The following is a 15,854-nucleotide window of genomic DNA, read 5'->3' as shown; positions in this document are numbered from 1 at the left end:
GGAGATGTCGTGAGCAACGAGAGCCTGGCCAACCTGCTCAAGGAAGAACGCAGGTTCGCGCCCCCCGCCGACCTGGCCGCGCACGCCAATGTCACCGCGGAGGCGTATGAACAGGCCAAGGCTGACCGGCTCGGCTTCTGGGCCGAGCAGGCCCGCCGGCTGAGCTGGGCCAAGGCGCCGACCGAGACGCTGGACTGGTCGAACCCGCCGTTCGCCAAGTGGTTCAAGGACGGCGAGCTGAACGTCGCGTACAACTGCGTGGACCGGCATGTGGAGGCCGGGCACGGGGACCGGGTCGCCATCCACTTCGAGGGTGAGCCCGGCGACAGCCGCTCGATCACCTACGCGGAGCTGAAGGACGAGGTCTCCAGGGCCGCCAACGCCCTGCTGGAGCTGGGTGTCCGCAAGGGCGACCGGGTCGCCATCTACATGCCGATGATCCCGGAGACCGCGATCGCGATGCTGGCCTCGGCCCGGATCGGCGCCGCGCACTCCGTCGTCTTCGGCGGCTTCTCGGCGGACGCGCTCGCGACCCGTATCCAGGACGCGGACGCCAAGGTCGTGATCACGTCCGACGGCGGCTACCGGCGCGGCAAGCCGTCCGCGCTCAAGCCGGCCGTGGACGAGGCGGTCGACAAGGCGGGCAACGTCGAGCACGTGCTCGTGGTGCGCCGTACCGGGCAGGACGTGGCCTGGAGCGGCGAGCGCGACATCTGGTGGCACGAACTGGTCGGGCGGCAGTCCGCCGAGCACACCCCGGAGGCGTTCGAGGCGGAGCACCCGCTGTTCATCCTCTACACCTCGGGGACGACGGGTAAGCCGAAGGGCATCCTGCACACCTCCGGCGGCTACCTCACCCAGTCGGCGTACACCCACTGGGCGGTCTTCGACCTCAAGCCGGAGACGGACGTGTACTGGTGCACGGCCGACGTCGGCTGGGTCACCGGCCACTCGTACATCGTCTACGGCCCGCTGGCCAACGGCGCGACGCAGGTCATGTACGAGGGCACGCCGGACACCCCGCACCAGGGCCGGTTCTGGGAGATCGTGCAGAAGTACAAGGTCACGATCCTCTACACCGCGCCGACCGCGATCCGGACCTTCATGAAGTGGGGCGACGACATCCCCGCCAAGTTCGACCTCAGCAGCCTCAGGGTCCTGGGGTCGGTCGGCGAGCCCATCAACCCCGAGGCGTGGATCTGGTACCGCAAGCACATCGGTGCCGACCGGACCCCCGTCGTGGACACCTGGTGGCAGACCGAGACCGGCGCGATGATGATCTCGCCGCTGCCGGGCGTGACCCAGGCCAAGCCCGGTTCGGCGCAGTGTCCGCTGCCCGGCATCAGCGCGACCGTCGTGGACGACGAGGCGCGCGAGGTACCCGACGGCGGCGGTGGCTACCTGGTGCTGACCGAGCCGTGGCCGTCCATGCTGCGCACCATCTGGGGCGACGACCAGCGGTTCATCGACACCTACTGGTCCCGCTTCGAGGGCAAGTACTTCGCCGGTGACGGCGCCAAGAAGGACGACGACGGGGACATCTGGCTGCTGGGCCGGGTGGACGACGTCATGCTCGTGTCCGGGCACAACATCTCCACCACCGAGGTGGAGTCGGCGCTGGTCTCGCACCCGTCGGTCGCCGAGGCGGCCGTCGTCGGCGCCGCCGACGAGACCACCGGCCAGGCGATCGTCGCCTTCGTGATCCTGCGCGGTACGGCATCGGAGACCGAGGCGCTCATCACCGGGCTGCGCGACCACGTGGGCGCCACGCTCGGCCCGATCGCCAAGCCCAAGCGGATCCTGCCGGTGGCGGAGCTGCCGAAGACCCGCTCCGGCAAGATCATGCGCCGGCTGCTGCGGGACGTGGCCGAGAACCGTCAGCTCGGTGACGTCACCACGCTGACCGACTCCACGGTCATGGACCTCATCCAGACCAAGCTCCCGGCGGCGCCGAGCGAGGACTGACCCGCACGGCAGGACCCGGAGGGGGCACCCGCACGACGACGCGCCGGTGCCCCCTTCTGCGTCTAGCGTGAGGATCACCGGTCCCGGCCGCCCCCGTTGGGTAAGGTAATAAAAGCGTCAAGGACGCGACAAGATCCACAGGTGCGCCGGGAAGTCTGGTCGGCATGTGAGCCGTCCTGTCCAGCCACCGGAGGTCCCGCCGTGACCGCGCCCCGCACCCCGATGTCCCCTCGCCGGATCCTCGGACGCCTGTCCCTGCCCGAGCGGACCTTCGTCGCGGACGCGCTGCGCACCGAGACCGTCGGCGGCGTCCTGCTGCTGATCGCCGCCGTCGCGGCGCTCGCCTGGGCGAACATCCCCGCCCTGCACCACAGCTACGAGACGGTGAGCCACCTCCACTTCGGCCCCAGCGCGCTCGGTCTGCACCTCTCCCTCGCCCACTGGGCCGCCGACGGCCTCCTCGCCGTGTTCTTCTTCGTCGCCGGCATCGAGCTCAAACGAGAGCTGGTCGCCGGCGACCTGCGCGACCCGAAGGCGGCCGCGCTGCCCGTGGTGGCCGCGCTGTGCGGCATGGCCGTACCGGCGCTCGTCTACACCCTGACCAACCTCGCCGGGAACGGCTCCACGCAGGGCTGGGCGGTGCCCACCGCCACCGACATCGCCTTCGCGCTCGCCGTCCTCGCGGTCATCGGCACCGCGCTGCCCAGCGCCCTGCGCGCCTTCCTGCTCACCCTCGCGGTCGTCGACGACCTCTTCGCGATCCTGATCATCGCGGTCTTCTTCACCGACCGGCTGGACTTCGCCGCGCTCGGCGGCGCCGCCGCGGGCCTCGTGGTCTTCTGGCTGCTGCTGCGCAAGGGCGTGCGCGGCTGGTACGTGTACGTGCCGCTCGCCGTGGTGATCTGGGCACTGATGTACAACAGCGGCGTGCACGCCACCATCGCCGGCGTGGCGATGGGCCTGATGCTGCGCTGCACCACCCGGGAGGACGAGGAGCACTCCCCGGGCGAGAGGATCGAGCACCTGGTGCGGCCCCTGTCGGCCGGGCTCGCCGTACCGCTGTTCGCGCTGTTCAGCGCCGGAGTGGCGGTCTCCGGCGGGACGCTCGGGGATGTGTTCACCAAGCCGGAGACGCTCGGCGTCGTCCTCGGCCTGGTCGTCGGCAAGACGCTCGGCATCTTCGGCGGCACCTGGCTGACCGCCCGCTTCACCCGGGCCTCGCTCAGCGACGACCTCGCCTGGGCGGACGTCTTCGCGGTGGCCTCCCTCGCCGGGATCGGATTCACGGTGTCGCTGCTCATCGGCGAACTGGCCTTCGACGGCGATCCCGTCCTCACCGACGAGGTGAAGGCGGCGGTACTCACCGGATCGCTGATCGCGGCGGTGTGCACGACGGTGCTGCTGAAGATCCGCAACGCCAGGTACCGCCGGCTGTGCGAGGAAGAGGAACGCGACGAGGACCTCGACGGCATCCCGGACGTCTACGAGCAGGACGACCCGGCGTACCACCTGCGCATGGCCCGGATCCACGAGCAGAAGGCCGCCGAACACCGGCGGATCGCCGCCGAGCGGGCGGCCGAAGCGCGCCACGGGCTTGCGGAAGTACCGGGTGGGGCAGGCGAGGAGGGCGACCGTCCGGCATGATCTGACGAGACGGTACAAAACAAGACGGCCGTACGAGCACGGCGGCCCCACCGACGGCCACCCGAGCGCGGCGGCCACCCACGGCCGTACGAGCACGGCGGCCGCCCGGCACGGCACACTTGCGACACGAGAAACCTCAGAGGGAGAACGCGATGAGCGCACCCGACGGCAGCCCGGTCGGCACCGAACGCAGCATCGGCCAGCTGTTCGCCTCGGCGACGACCGAAATGTCGGCGCTGGTGCACGACGAGATCGCGCTGGCCAAGGCCCAGCTCAAGCAGGACGTGAAGCGCGGCGCGGTGAGCGGCGGCGCCTTCTCGGTGGCGGGCGCGGTGCTGCTGTTCTCCCTGCCCATGCTCAACTTCGCCCTCGCCTACGGCATCCGTACCTGGACCCACTGGAACCTGGCCATCTGCTTCGTGCTGTCCTTCGCGGCCAACGTGCTGGTCGCCGGCCTCCTCGCGCTGATCGGCACGGCGTTCGCGAAGAAGGCCAAGAAGGGCCAGGGCCCGCAGAAGGTGGCCGCCTCGATGAAGGAGACGGCGGGCGTCCTGCAGAACGCCAAGCCGCACCCGCGCCCCGAACTGCCCGAGGACCGGGCGCCCGCGGCCATCGAGGCTGTGGCACGCTCGTCGTCATGACCGAACCCGCCCCCTCGGCCGTCCGGATCGAACTGCCCCACGGGCAGAAGGTGACGCACCGGGACGTCGCCGCGAACGGCGCCCGGTTCCACATCGCCGAACTCGGCGACGGTCCCCTGGTGCTGCTGTTGCACGGCTTCCCGCAGTTCTGGTGGACCTGGCGGCACCAGCTGGTCGCGCTCGCGGACGCGGGCTACCGGGCGGTGGCGATGGACCTGCGGGGTGTCGGCGGCAGCGACCGCACGCCCCGCGGGTACGACCCCGCCAACCTCGCCCTGGACGTCACCGGGGTGATCCGCTCGCTGGGCGAGCCGGACGCCGCGCTGGTCGGACACGACCTGGGCGGCTACCTGGCGTGGACGGCGGCCGCGATGCGGCCCAAGCTCGTCAGGCGCCTCGCCGTGGTGTCGATGCCGCATCCGCGGCGCTGGCGCGCGGCGATGCTGCGGGACGCCCGGCAGACGGCCGCCAACTCCTACATCTGGGGATTCCAGCGGCCGTGGCTTCCGGAGCGTCAACTCACCGCGGACGGCGGGGCGCTGGTGGGCCGTCTGATCCGGGACTGGTCCGGGCCGCGGCTGCCGGAGGACGACACCGTGGAGACGTACCAGCGGGCCATGTGCATCCCGTCCACGGCACATTGCGCGATCGAGCCGTACCGCTGGCTGGTGCGCTCGCTGGCCCGCCCGGACGGCGTCCAGTTCTACCGCAGGATGAAGCGGCCGGTGCGGGTGCCCACGCTGCATCTGCACGGCTCACTGGATCCGGTGAGCCGCACACGCAGTGCGGCCGGATCGGGCGAGTACGTCGAAGCGCCGTACCGCTGGCGGCTGTTCGACGGGCTCGGGCACTTCCCGCACGAGGAGGATCCGGCGGCGTTCTCCACCGAGCTGGTCAACTGGCTGAAGGATCCCGAGCCCGACCGGTGATCGAGCGAGCCGGGCGGCGACTGCCGGACGAGCCCGGCAGGTGACCGTATTGTGACGGGTTCGACGCGCCGAGTATCCGGATCGTGAACAGTTGTCCTTCGAACGGCCACATGCCTGCCGCATAGGCCAATTGGGGGGCGTGGAGGCGGTTATCGACCTTGGGTCGGGGGCACACGTCGGGGTATGGGCTGGACGCACGACTACAGTGACGCACCCCGCAACCGCCGCTCGGCCGCCGGCCTGAGCACGCCTCAGCGAGGCACCCCGCAACTGGCGGAAGCGGACCTGCGGGTGGGGATTCCGCGCATCCTGCGCCGCCGGGCCCGCTGGGTCTCCGTGCGTCTGCGTCACCCACGCGGCTGAACGCCCGTTCCGGGGATCACAGCGCGCAGCTGTCCGTACCGACCTGCTCGTTGGCCGTACGTCCCTGGTCGATGTCACGCTGGATCTCGTCCGCGGTCAGCGCGTAGCCGGTGTCCGCGTCGTCGAGGGACTTGGCGAAGACCACGCCGTACACCTTGCCGTCGGGCGTGAGCAGCGGGCCGCCGGAGTTGCCCTGGCGGACGGTCGTGTACAGCGAGTAGACGTCACGGCGCACCGTGCCGCGGTGGTAGATGTCCGGACCGTTCGCGGTGATGCGCCCGCGCACGCGCGCGGCGCGCACGTCGTACGCGCCGTTCTCCGGGAAGCCCGCGACGATCGCGCCGTCACCGCCGGACGCGTCCCGCCTGGTGAACTTGAGGGTGGTCGCCTTCAGGTCCGGTACGTCGAGGACGGCGATGTCGCGCTTCCAGTCGTACAGGACGACCTTGGCGTCGTACTTGCGGCCCTCGCCGCCTATCTGCACACTCGGCGCGTCGACTCCGCCGACGACGTGCGCGTTGGTCATGACCCGGCGGTCGGCGAAGACGAAGCCGCTGCCCTCCAGGACCTTGCCGCAGCTCTGCGCGGTGCCGGTGACCTTGACGATGGAGCGCTGGGCACGGGTGGCGGCCGCGCTCCTCGCCAGGGCCGGGTCGGGCGGCTGGACGTCCTTGATCGGTTCGGTGGAGAACGGGCTGAAGACCTGCGGGAAGCCGTTCTGCGCGAGGACGGAGGAGAAGTCCGCGAACCAGGTGTCGGCCTGCGCGGGCAGCGCCCGGGAGACGCCGAGGAGCACCTTGGAGCCGCGCACCTCCTTGCCGAGCGTCGGCAGGGTCGTACCGGCGAGAGCGGAGCCGATCAGCCAGGCGACCAGCAGCATCGCGACGACGTTGACCAGCGCGCCGCCGGTGGCGTCCAGGGCGCGGGCGGGGGACCAGATGATGTGCCGGCGCAGTTTGTTGCCGAGGTGGGTGGTCAGGGCCTGGCCGATCGAGGCGCACACGATGACGACGACCACGGCGACGACGGCGGCGGTGGCGCCGACCTCCGCGTTGTCGGTGACGGCGTCCCAGATGACGGGCAGCGTGTACACGGCGACGAGGCCGCCGCCCAGGAACCCGATCACCGACAGGATGCCGACGACGAAGCCCTGGCGATAGCCCACGACCGCGAACCACACGGACGCGATCAGCAACAGGATGTCCAGCACGTTCACCGCTTCAGGCCTCGCCTCTTCACTCCGCTCCCAGCAGCTCGGCCGGGGGCCGGCCCGCCACGCAGTGGCTGTGGGACACAGCGTCCCCCCGGGGATACAGCACGGGGTTCACCCTGTCATGCGCGCCAGTCGAGGGGGACCTGCTGCTCCCGGTCCCAGGGGCGCTCCCAGCCCGCGTAGTGCAGCAGGCGGTCGATCACTCCGGCCGTGAAACCCCAGACCAGGGCCGATTCGACCAGGAATGCCGGACCTCGGTGTCCACTGGGGTGGACGGCGGTGGCGCGGTTGGCGGGGTCCGTGAGATCGGCCACGGGGACGGTGAAGACGCGGGCGGTCTCGTTCGGGTCGACGACGCCGACCGGGCTGGGCTCGCGCCACCAGCCGAGCACCGGTGTGACGACGAAACCGCTGACCGGGATATAGAGGGCGGGCAGGACGCCGAAGAGCTGGACGCCGGACGGATCGAGGCCGGTCTCCTCCTCGGCCTCGCGCAGCGCGGCCCGCAGCGGGCCGTCGCCCTGCGGATCACCGTCCTCGGGGTCGAGGGCGCCGCCCGGGAAGGACGGCTGCCCGGCGTGCGACCGCAGGGAGCCGGCCCGCTCCATGAGCAGCAGCTCGGGGCCGCGCTCGCCCTCGCCGAACAGGATCAGCACCGCGGACTGCCGTCCCGAGCCGTTCTCCGGCGGCAGGAAGCGGCTGAGCTGGAGCGGCTCGACCGTCTCGGCGGCCCGTACGACCGGGTCGAGCCAGTCCGGCAGCCCTTCCTTGCTGAGCGCCACCGCACCGCCCCGCGTCTCACTGGCCCTCGTCATCGCCACCCCCGTCGCTCTGCCTGTCCAACGCCCGAGGGCCCCGAGATCGTTCCGTCACGCGGCCCCCAGTGGCGGCGCCGGCCTGCCGCCCGCTTCGAGGTAGGCCTGCGGCGGGTTGAGCCGCTGGCCGGGGAAGCCGCCCTTCTCGTACTTCAGGAGCTTCGTCGCCTTCTCCGGGTCGGTCTCGCCCTCGCCGTAGGCCGGGCAGAGCGGGGCGATCGGGCAGGCGCCGCAGGCGGGCTTGCGGGCGTGGCAGATGCGGCGGCCGTGCCAGATGACATGGTGGGACAGATCGGTCCACTCGCTCTTCGGGAACAACGCGCCGACGGCGGCCTCGATCTTGTCCGGGTCGCTCTCCTCGGTCCACCGCCAGCGCCGCACCAGCCGCTGGAAGTGGGTGTCCACGGTGATCCCGGGCCTGCCGAAGGCGTTGCCGAGGACGACGAAGGCGGTCTTGCGGCCGACGCCGGGCAGCTTGACGAGGTCCTCCAGCCTGCCCGGCACGTCACCGCCGAAGCCCTCCACGAGCGCCTTGGACAGCCCTATGACCGACCGGGTCTTGGCCCTGAAGAAGCCGCAGGGGCGCAGGATCTCCTCGACCTCCTCCGGGTTGGCGGCGGCCAGGTCCTCGGGGGCCGGGTACTTGGCGAACAGCGCCGGGGTGGTCTGGTTGACCCGCAGGTCCGTGGTCTGGGCCGACAGCACGGTGGCGACCAGCAGTTGGAAGGGGTTCTCGAAGTCCAGCTCGGGGTGGGCGTACGGGTACACCTCGGCGAGTTCGCGGTTGATCTTGCGTGCCCGTCGAACGAGCCCCGTCCGCGACTCCGGCTTCCATGGCTTCACCGCCTCGGTCACCGCCGTCGCCACCTTGCGCGCCTTGCTCACTGCCATGCACGAAGGCTACGCCGACGCGACTGGCACGGGTGGCCGATCATCGCGACGACCGGCCCTTCGGACGACCGCTCCCCGGGCAGGCGCCGAGCGACCGCAGCCGCGCGTCTGATTCATCCGGTTTGTTGCACCCGCCGGAGACTGTTCGCCCACAGCGGAATCACGAGCCTCGACCACTTGAACAGCCTCCGACAACCCCGTGTGCCGTGCTCTCACCGGCGACTTGGGCACCCGGCCCGCGTCGCGGCCGGGCGGCGGCCACCGCCCCTGATGCGGAAGATCGGCCCCCGATTGGACCCCTGCCGCGTACCTCGGGACACCTGTGCGGCATCCTTGTGACAGATCACACTGTTTGGACCGCCCGGCAAAATGGGGAACACGGTCCCCTGGCAACGGGGGAGCAAGATCCCCTGAGCAGGTCGACAAGGGAGAGAACTCGTGGACGACGTTCTGCGGCGCAACCCGCTCTTCGCGGCGCTCGACGACGAGCAGGCCGCGGAGCTCCGCGCCTCCATGAGTGAGGTGACCCTCGCACGCGGTGACTCGCTGTTCCACGAGGGCGACCCCGGTGACCGGCTGTATGTCGTCACCGAGGGCAAGGTCAAGCTGCACCGCACCTCCCCCGACGGCCGCGAGAACATGCTCGCCGTCGTCGGCCCCAGCGAGCTGATCGGCGAGCTGTCGCTGTTCGACCCGGGCCCGCGTACGGCGACCGCGACCGCGCTGACCGAGGTGAAGCTGCTCGGCCTCGGCCACGGTGACCTACAGCCCTGGCTGAACGTGCGGCCCGAGGTGGCCGGCGCCCTGCTGCGCGCCGTCGCCCGCCGGCTGCGCAAGACCAACGACGCCATGTCGGACCTGGTCTTCTCCGACGTCCCGGGCCGTGTCGCCCGAGCCCTGCTGGACCTCTCGCGCCGCTTCGGCGTGCAGTCCGAGGAGGGCATCCACGTCGTCCACGACCTCACCCAGGAGGAGCTGGCCCAGCTGGTCGGCGCCTCCCGCGAGACCGTGAACAAGGCCCTCGCGGACTTCGCCCAGCGCGGCTGGCTCCGCCTGGAGGCGCGGGCCGTGATCCTGCTGGACGTCGAGCGCCTGGCCAAGCGGTCCCGCTGACGCCGGCCCCGCCCGTACGGCATCGGGGTCCCGCTTCCCGGAAGCAGGGCCCCGCTGTCGCGACCGCCGTTCCCGGGGGCCGCGGCCCGCAGGCTCCTGCTTCCTCCCGAACGGCCTCGAGCGCCGGACGGGCTGTCGTCGCTGCGTCCGTGCTCGAAGATCGGCTGTCCGAGGCAGGCGTGCGCGGCACAGTGAGCACATGACCGAAACGGTTCGCCGTCCCGGACTCGACGCCCAGGGCTATCTCGCCCGCGAAGGCTCCCTCGCGCGCGTGCCCGGCGCCTTCCGCCCGGTCGTGGCCGCCGCCCGCGACCGGCTCGCGGACGCCTTCGGCGCACGCCTGCACAGCGCTTACCTCTACGGCTCGGTCCCGCGCGGCACCGCGCGCGTGGGTCGCAGCGACCTGGATCTGCTCGTCGCCCTCGGCGAGGAGCCGGCCGATGCCGACCGGGAGACGGTCCGGGCCCTCGGCGAGGCCGTCGACAAGGAATTCCCGCAGATCGACGGCGTCGGCACGCTGCTCTACGGCCGGGACCGGCTGCTGAGCGACCTGGAGCGGTACGACCTGGGCTGGTTCGTCGCCTGCCTGTGCACCCCGCTGCTCGGCGACGACCTCGCCGCGTACCTGCCCCGCTACCGCCCCGACTCCCTGCTGGCCCGCGAGACCAACGGCGACCTCGCCCGGTGGCTGCCGCGCTGGCGGGAGCGGATCGAGCACGCCGAGGACACCGAGGAGGCCCGCCGGCCGCTCGTGCGCTTCATGTCCCGGCACCTCGTCCGCACCGGCTTCACGCTCGTCATGCCCCGCTGGCAGGGCTGGACGAGCGAGCTGCGGGAGATGGCCGAGGCGTTCGGCACGTACTATCCCGGGCGGGCCGCGCAGATGCGTACGGCGGCGGATCACGGCTACGAGCCCGTCGGCGACCCGGACACGCTTCGGGCCTACGTCGACGACCTCGGCCGCTGGCTCGCCGACGAGTACACGCGCGTGCACGGCGTCAAGACCGCCCGGCCGGACTGACGAGCGTCTTCCGGATCAGGCCGGCGGATCGGTGCCGGCGTGAACCGGGCCGCCATGGTCCGGGCCGCCATGGTCCGGGCCCGCGTGAGCCGTGCCCGCGTGAGCCGGGCCGACATGGTCCGGGACCGCGTGAGCCGTGGCCGCATGAGCCGTGCCCGCATGAGCCGGACGGCAGCCCCTAGATCAGCCCGTGGTCGCTCAGGTAGTCCATCTGGGCCCGCACCGACAGTTCCGCCGCCGGCCACAGCGAGCGGTCCACGTCGGCGTAGACATGGGCGACGACCTCGGCCGCGGTGCGGTAGCCGTCCTCGACCGCCGTCTCCACCTGGGCGAGCCGGTGGGCGCGGTGGGCCAGGTAGAACTCGACGGCGCCCTGGGCGTCCTCCAGGACCGGCCCGTGGCCCGGCAGGACGGTGTGCACGCCGTCGTCCACCGTGAGGGACCTCAGCCGACGCAGCGAGTCCAGATAGTCGCCGAGCCGCCCGTCGGGATGCGCCACGACCGTCGTCCCGCGCCCGAGGATGGTGTCGCCGGTCAGCACCGCCCGGTCGGCCGGGAGATGGAAGCACAGCGAGTCCGCGGTGTGCCCGGGGGTCGGTACGACCCTCAACTCCAGTCCGCCGACGGCGATCACGTCTCCGGCGGCCAGGCCCTCGTCGCCGAGCCGCAGCGCAGGATCGAGGGCACGCACGCGCGTGCCGGTCAGCTCGGCGAACCGGGCGGCGCCCGCGGCGTGGTCGGGATGGCCGTGGGTGAGCAGGGTCAGGGCTATGCGCTTGCCGGCCTTCTCCGCCGTGGCCACGACGGTGCGCAGGTGACCGTCGTCCATCGGGCCCGGGTCGATCACCACGGCCAGGTCGGAGTCGGGCTCGGCGACGATCCAGGTGTTGGTGCCGTCCAGGGTCATCGCGGAGGCGTTCGGCGCGAGGACGTTGACGGCCCGTTCGGTGGCGGGACCCGAGAGGACGGTGTCCCGGGGCCGGCCCGGCAGGGCTGCTGCGTCGGTCATGCGGGACCTCCACCGGTCGTCGTCGGCGTGGTGGTCCCAGCGGGCGTCACCGTGGTCGTCCCGGCCGTCGGGATGTGCTTGGTGAACTCGTCGTGCCCCGGCCAGGACAGGACGATCTCGCCGTCCTGGAGGCGGGCGCTCGCCAGCACCGCCGTCATGTCGCGCGCGGGGGCGGCCGCCAGCGCCTCGGCCGCCGTGGCGTACGGCAGCAGCTGGCGCAGCGTGGCGATGGTGGGCGGCATCATCAGCAGCTCGCCCTTGTCGTAGCCGCCGGCGGCCTCCTCGGGTCGGATCCACACCGTGCGGTCGGCCTCCGTGGACGCGTTCCGGGTGCGCTGCCCCTCGGGGAGGGCGGCCACGAAGAACCAGGTGTCGTAGCGGCGGGCCTCGAACTCGGGGGTGATCCAGCGGGTCCAGGCGCCCAGCAGGTCCGAGCGCAGCACCAGGCCGCGCCGGTCCAGGAACTCGGCGAAGGACAGCTCACGCGCGACCAGGGCGGCCCGGTCCGCCTCCCAGTCGTCGCCCGTGGTGTCGCCGACGACCGAGTCCGGGTCGGGCCCGGCGAGCAGCACACCGGCCTCCTCGTACGTCTCCCGCACGGCCGCGCAGACGATGGCCTGGGCGCCGCTCTCGTCCACTCCCAGCCGTTCGGCCCACCACGCGCGCGCGGGGCCCGCCCAGCGGACCTGGCGGTCGTCGTCGCGCGGGTCGACACCGCCACCGGGATACGCGTACGCGCCTCCGGCGAAGGCCATGGAGGCGCGTCTGCGCAGCATGTGGACGACCGGGCCGTCGGGGGTGTCCTTCAGGAGCAGCACCGTGGCCGCGCGCCTGGGGGTCACGGGGGTGAGGGTGCCGTCCGCGAGCGCGCGGATGCGGTCCGGCCACTCCGGGGGGTACCACTGACCGTTCGCCATGGCCGGAGGCTATCCCGTATAGGGCGAATGTTCGAGAGGTGCCCGAGGTCAGCGGGGCGGCAGTGGGTTACCGGGTGAGCTCCACCTGGATCTCGACCTCGACCGGCGCGTCGAGCGGCAGCACCGCGACGCCGACCGCGCTGCGGGCGTGCACGCCCTTGTCGCCCAGGACCTCACCGAGCAGTTCACTGGCGCCGTTGACGACACCGGGCTGCCCGGTGAAGTCGGCCGCCGAGGCGACGAAGCCGACCACCTTCACCACGCGCGCGATGCGGTCCAGGTCGCCGGTGACGGACTTCACGGCGGCCAGCGCGTTCAGCGCGCAGACGCGGGCCAGCTCCTTGGCCTCCTCCGGCGTGACCTCCGCGCCCACCTTGCCGGTGACCGGCAGCTTGCCCTGCACCATCGGCAGCTGGCCGGCGGTGTACACATACACACCGGACTGCACGGCCGGCTGGTACGAGGCCAGCGGCGGTACGACCTCCGGCAGGGCCAGGCCCATTTCGGCCAGTTTGGTCTCGACCGCGCTCACGCCTGCTTCTCCCGCTTCAGGTAGGCCACGAGCTGCTCGGGGTTGTTGGGCCCCGGCACGACCTGGACGAGTTCCCAGCCGTCCTCGCCCCAGGTGTCCAGAATCTGCTTCGTGGCATGGACGAGCAGCGGCACGGTCGCGTATTCCCACTTCTTGGTCATGAGGCCGACTGTAGCCGCTGCGGTCACAGGGGCAGATGGCCGACCGCGGCGGCCGCCGTCGACCGAACACGTGGCCGACTATCACCGCCGTTATCCACAGCCTCCCGCGTGACTTTCGCCGGGACTGGTTAGTCTCGAAGGCGTGAGCAGGCTCCAGGTCGTCAGCGGCAAGGGCGGGACCGGAAAGACGACGGTCGCCGCCGCCCTCGCGCTGGCCCTCGCGACCGAGGGGAAGCGGACGCTTCTCGTGGAGGTCGAGGGCCGGCAGGGCATCGCACAGCTCTTCGAAACGGAGGCGTTGCCGTATGAGGAGCGCAAGATCGCGGTGGCTCCGGGGGGCGGTGAGGTGCATGCCCTCGCCATAGATCCGGAACTCGCCCTTCTGGACTACCTCCAGATGTTCTACAAACTGGGCGGGGCGGGCAGAGCCCTGAAGAAGCTCGGCGCCATCGACTTCGCCACCACCATCGCACCCGGCATCAGGGACGTCCTGCTGACCGGCAAGGCGTGCGAGGCGGTGCGCCGCAAGGACAAGAGAGGCCGGTTCGCCTACGACCACGTCGTCATGGACGCCCCGCCGACCGGCCGTATCACCCGCTTCCTGAACGTCAACGACGAGGTGGCGGGCCTCGCGAAGATCGGCCCGATACACAACCAGGCGCAGGCGGTGATGCGGGTGCTCAAGTCGCCGGAGACGGCGGTGCACCTGGTCACACTGCTGGAGGAGATGCCGGTGCAGGAGACCGCCGACGGCATCGCCGAACTCCGCGCGGCAGGGCTGCCGGTGGGCCGGGTCATCGTGAACATGGTCCGGCCGCAGGTGTTGGACGCGGCCGACCTGGAACTCGTACGGACCGTGGAGCGTTCATCGGTCGCACAGGCGCTCTCGACCGCGGGGCTCGGCGGGGCCCGGCGGGGCGGGAACGCCGAGAAGCTGGTGGATCCGCTGCTGGCACAGGCAGCCGAGTACGCCGAGCGGTACGCGCTGGAGCAGGAGCAGCGCGCGGTCCTCGGCGAGCTGAGCCTGCCGTTGAACGAACTGCCGCTGCTCGCCGAGGGCATGGACCTCGCGGGCCTGTACGAACTCGCCACCGAGTTGCGGAAGCAGGGGTTGTCATGAGTCCGGACCCGGCCGAGGCACAGGACACGGCCCGCCCCCTCTCCCCCACGCGTGCGCTCGAGGTCGATCCGCTGCTGGACGACCCCGGGACGCGGATCGTGGTGTGCTGCGGTTCGGGCGGGGTCGGCAAGACGACGACCGCGGCGGCCCTCGGGCTCCGGGCGGCCGAGCGGGGCCGCAAGGTGGTCGTCCTGACCATCGACCCGGCCAAGCGGCTGGCCCAGTCGATGGGCATCGACTCCCTCGACAATGTGCCGCGCCGGGTGAAGGGCACCGAGGGCGACGGCGAACTGCACGCCATGATGCTCGACATGAAGCGCACCTTCGACGAGGTCGTGGAGGCGCACACGGACCCCGGGCGGGCGGCCGTGATCCTGGCGAACCCCTTCTACCAGTCGCTCTCGGCGGGCTTCGCGGGCACGCAGGAGTACATGGCGATGGAGAAGCTGGGCCAGCTGCGGGCGAAGGAGGAGTGGGACCTGATCGTGGTCGACACCCCGCCGTCCCGCTCGGCGCTGGACTTCCTGGACGCGCCCAAGCGGCTCGGCTCGTTCCTGGACGGCCGGCTGATCCGCCTGCTCACCGCGCCGGCCAAGCTGGGCGGCCGCGCGGGGATGGCCTTCCTGAACGTCGGCATGTCGATGATGACCGGCACACTGGGCAAGCTGCTGGGCGGTCAGCTGCTGAAGGACGTGCAGACGTTCGTGGCCGCGATGGACACCACCTTCGGTGGTTTCCGTACGCGCGCGGACGCCACGTACAAGCTGCTCCAGGCGCCCGGCACGGCGTTCCTGGTCGTGGCGGCCCCGGAGCGGGACGCGTTGCGCGAGGCCGCGTACTTCGTGGAGCGGCTGGCCGCGGAGAGCATGCCGCTGGTCGGACTGGTGCTGAACCGGGTCCACGGCAGCGGCGCCGGCCGGCTGTCGGCCGAGCGAGCACTCGCCGCTGCGGAAAATCTTGAGGACCCCCGCATTGTGGATCAGGGGGACGGGAAAGCTGGACTTCGTAACTCTCCCGACACGTACGGCAGTTCACGAACTTCCGCATCCGAGGCCGCAGCCGGTGACACCACTTCCGAGGCCGAGGCCGCAGCCGGAGACACCGCTTCCGAGGAAGGCTCCCCCGCCGACACGGAACGCCCCGTCGACCAGCTCACCGCGGGCCTGTTGAGGCTGCACGCCGAGCGCATGCGGCTGCTCTCGCGCGAGCAGCGCACGCGTGACCGGTTCACCGCCCGCCACCCCGAGGTGGCGGTGGTCGACGTACCCGCGCTGCCCGGTGACGTCCACGACCTCACGGGTCTGCGTGACATCGGCGCCCGGCTGGCCGCGGGTGCGGCAGGGCGGACGGAGCCGACGTAGCGCCCATCCGCGGGCGGCTACGCGGAGTCGTACGCTCCTGAGCACGTACGCGCGTACCGGCGCGAAGTCGGTGCCGACCACGCGCAGGCATGCGCGTGCGGTCGCAGGCGCGGCCGGGGCGGGGCCGTGGGCCGATCGCGGCTTCCCAGGCGTAGGCCC

16 protein-coding genes are annotated in these 15,854 nt (G+C 71.7%); 9 read left to right on the top strand and 7 right to left on the bottom strand.

Annotation, left to right across the window (positions count from 1 at the left end):
• The first annotated feature begins 9 nt into the window (after positions 1–9).
• The 5 genes from acs (at position 10) to AC07C1_RS27015 (ending at position 5,542) form a co-directional block, all read left to right on the top strand.
• Positions 10–1,965 carry an acetate--CoA ligase gene (gene acs / locus AC07C1_RS27035; RefSeq protein ID WP_478943037.1) on the top strand — a complete coding sequence of 652 codons (1,956 nt, stop codon included), beginning with the start codon at positions 10–12 and terminating at the stop codon, positions 1,963–1,965.
• 201 nt (positions 1,966–2,166) lie between these two features.
• Positions 2,167–3,609: a Na+/H+ antiporter NhaA gene (gene nhaA / locus AC07C1_RS27030; protein WP_478943035.1), complete on the top strand. Its 1,443-nt coding sequence runs from the start codon at positions 2,167–2,169 to the stop codon at positions 3,607–3,609.
• 152 nt (positions 3,610–3,761) lie between these two features.
• Positions 3,762–4,250 carry a phage holin family protein gene (locus AC07C1_RS27025; protein WP_478943033.1) on the top strand — a complete coding sequence of 163 codons (489 nt, stop codon included), beginning with the start codon at positions 3,762–3,764 and terminating at the stop codon, positions 4,248–4,250.
• Positions 4,247–5,179 (top strand): alpha/beta fold hydrolase, encoded by a 933-nt coding sequence (locus AC07C1_RS27020; protein WP_478943031.1) that lies wholly within the window; start codon positions 4,247–4,249, stop codon positions 5,177–5,179. Before AC07C1_RS27025 ends, AC07C1_RS27020 begins: the two co-directional genes overlap by 4 nt.
• A gap of 183 nt (positions 5,180–5,362) precedes the next feature.
• A complete protein-coding gene (locus tag AC07C1_RS27015; protein WP_053656296.1) occupies positions 5,363–5,542 on the top strand; it encodes a hypothetical protein in 180 nt (59 codons plus the stop codon).
• Positions 5,543–5,558: 16 nt separating this feature from the next.
• Here the strand turns inward: AC07C1_RS27015 and AC07C1_RS27010 are convergent, their stop codons facing one another.
• The 3 genes from AC07C1_RS27010 to nth form a co-directional block, all read right to left on the bottom strand.
• Positions 5,559–6,758: a MarP family serine protease gene (locus tag AC07C1_RS27010; protein ID WP_478943029.1), complete on the bottom strand. Its 1,200-nt coding sequence runs from the start codon at positions 6,756–6,758 to the stop codon at positions 5,559–5,561.
• Positions 6,759–6,874: 116 nt separating this feature from the next.
• Positions 6,875–7,570, bottom strand: a complete 696-nt coding sequence (locus tag AC07C1_RS27005; RefSeq protein WP_478943028.1) for an NUDIX hydrolase — start codon at positions 7,568–7,570, stop codon at positions 6,875–6,877.
• A 54-nt stretch (positions 7,571–7,624) separates the two neighbouring features.
• The gene (gene nth, locus AC07C1_RS27000; protein ID WP_478943026.1) at positions 7,625–8,461 is read right to left on the bottom strand and encodes an endonuclease III; all 837 of its coding nucleotides are present in this window, start codon (positions 8,459–8,461) and stop codon (positions 7,625–7,627) included.
• A gap of 438 nt (positions 8,462–8,899) precedes the next feature.
• Between nth and AC07C1_RS26995 the strand changes: the two genes are divergently transcribed.
• The gene (locus AC07C1_RS26995) at positions 8,900–9,574 is read left to right on the top strand and encodes a Crp/Fnr family transcriptional regulator (protein ID WP_094218401.1); all 675 of its coding nucleotides are present in this window, start codon (positions 8,900–8,902) and stop codon (positions 9,572–9,574) included.
• A 199-nt stretch (positions 9,575–9,773) separates the two neighbouring features.
• Positions 9,774–10,595: a nucleotidyltransferase domain-containing protein gene (locus tag AC07C1_RS26990; protein ID WP_478943024.1), complete on the top strand. Its 822-nt coding sequence runs from the start codon at positions 9,774–9,776 to the stop codon at positions 10,593–10,595.
• Positions 10,596–10,773: 178 nt separating this feature from the next.
• Here the strand turns inward: AC07C1_RS26990 and AC07C1_RS26985 are convergent, their stop codons facing one another.
• From AC07C1_RS26985 to AC07C1_RS26970, 4 genes are all read right to left on the bottom strand, one after another.
• Positions 10,774–11,604, bottom strand: coding sequence for an MBL fold metallo-hydrolase (locus tag AC07C1_RS26985; protein ID WP_478943022.1), 831 nt, complete (start codon positions 11,602–11,604; stop codon positions 10,774–10,776).
• Positions 11,601–12,521, bottom strand: coding sequence for an NUDIX hydrolase (locus AC07C1_RS26980; protein WP_478943020.1), 921 nt, complete (start codon positions 12,519–12,521; stop codon positions 11,601–11,603). The genes AC07C1_RS26985 and AC07C1_RS26980 overlap by 4 nt, the downstream gene beginning before the upstream one ends.
• A 67-nt stretch (positions 12,522–12,588) precedes the next feature.
• Positions 12,589–13,053, bottom strand: coding sequence for a RidA family protein (locus AC07C1_RS26975; protein ID WP_478943018.1), 465 nt, complete (start codon positions 13,051–13,053; stop codon positions 12,589–12,591).
• Positions 13,050–13,214, bottom strand: coding sequence for a Sp36 family protein (locus tag AC07C1_RS26970; RefSeq protein ID WP_136744038.1), 165 nt, complete (start codon positions 13,212–13,214; stop codon positions 13,050–13,052). Before AC07C1_RS26970 ends, AC07C1_RS26975 begins: the two co-directional genes overlap by 4 nt.
• A gap of 142 nt (positions 13,215–13,356) precedes the next feature.
• Between AC07C1_RS26970 and bagA the strand changes: the two genes are divergently transcribed.
• Positions 13,357–14,334: an ATPase BagA gene (bagA, locus tag AC07C1_RS26965; protein ID WP_478943016.1), complete on the top strand. Its 978-nt coding sequence runs from the start codon at positions 13,357–13,359 to the stop codon at positions 14,332–14,334.
• Complete coding sequence (gene bagB, locus AC07C1_RS26960; RefSeq protein WP_478943014.1) at positions 14,331–15,695, top strand: ATPase BagB; 1,365 nt, start codon at positions 14,331–14,333, stop codon at positions 15,693–15,695. The genes bagA and bagB overlap by 4 nt, the downstream gene beginning before the upstream one ends.
• Positions 15,696–15,854: the final 159 nt, after the last annotated feature.

Source organism: Streptomyces sp. NPDC045022 (assembly GCF_056432605.1).
The sequence above is the reverse complement of the archived record's forward strand: the minus strand, read 5'-3'. Positions and strand labels throughout refer to the sequence as shown.

What these genes read in the sequence shown, in the direction of transcription:
- AC07C1_RS26985 (WP_478943022.1), bottom strand. Translation starts at nt 11,604, where the DNA reads ATGACCGACGCAGCAGCCCTGCCGGGCCGGCCCCGGGACACCGTCCTC.
- AC07C1_RS27015 (WP_053656296.1), top strand. Translation starts at nt 5,363, where the DNA reads ATGGGCTGGACGCACGACTACAGTGACGCACCCCGCAACCGCCGCTCG.
- nth (WP_478943026.1), bottom strand. Translation starts at nt 8,461, where the DNA reads ATGGCAGTGAGCAAGGCGCGCAAGGTGGCGACGGCGGTGACCGAGGCG.
- AC07C1_RS27020 (WP_478943031.1), top strand. Translation starts at nt 4,247, where the DNA reads ATGACCGAACCCGCCCCCTCGGCCGTCCGGATCGAACTGCCCCACGGG.
- AC07C1_RS26990 (WP_478943024.1), top strand. Translation starts at nt 9,774, where the DNA reads ATGACCGAAACGGTTCGCCGTCCCGGACTCGACGCCCAGGGCTATCTC.
- AC07C1_RS26970 (WP_136744038.1), bottom strand. Translation starts at nt 13,214, where the DNA reads ATGACCAAGAAGTGGGAATACGCGACCGTGCCGCTGCTCGTCCATGCC.
- AC07C1_RS26980 (WP_478943020.1), bottom strand. Translation starts at nt 12,521, where the DNA reads ATGGCGAACGGTCAGTGGTACCCCCCGGAGTGGCCGGACCGCATCCGC.
- bagB (WP_478943014.1), top strand. Translation starts at nt 14,331, where the DNA reads ATGAGTCCGGACCCGGCCGAGGCACAGGACACGGCCCGCCCCCTCTCC.
- AC07C1_RS27005 (WP_478943028.1), bottom strand. Translation starts at nt 7,570, where the DNA reads ATGACGAGGGCCAGTGAGACGCGGGGCGGTGCGGTGGCGCTCAGCAAG.
- AC07C1_RS27025 (WP_478943033.1), top strand. Translation starts at nt 3,762, where the DNA reads ATGAGCGCACCCGACGGCAGCCCGGTCGGCACCGAACGCAGCATCGGC.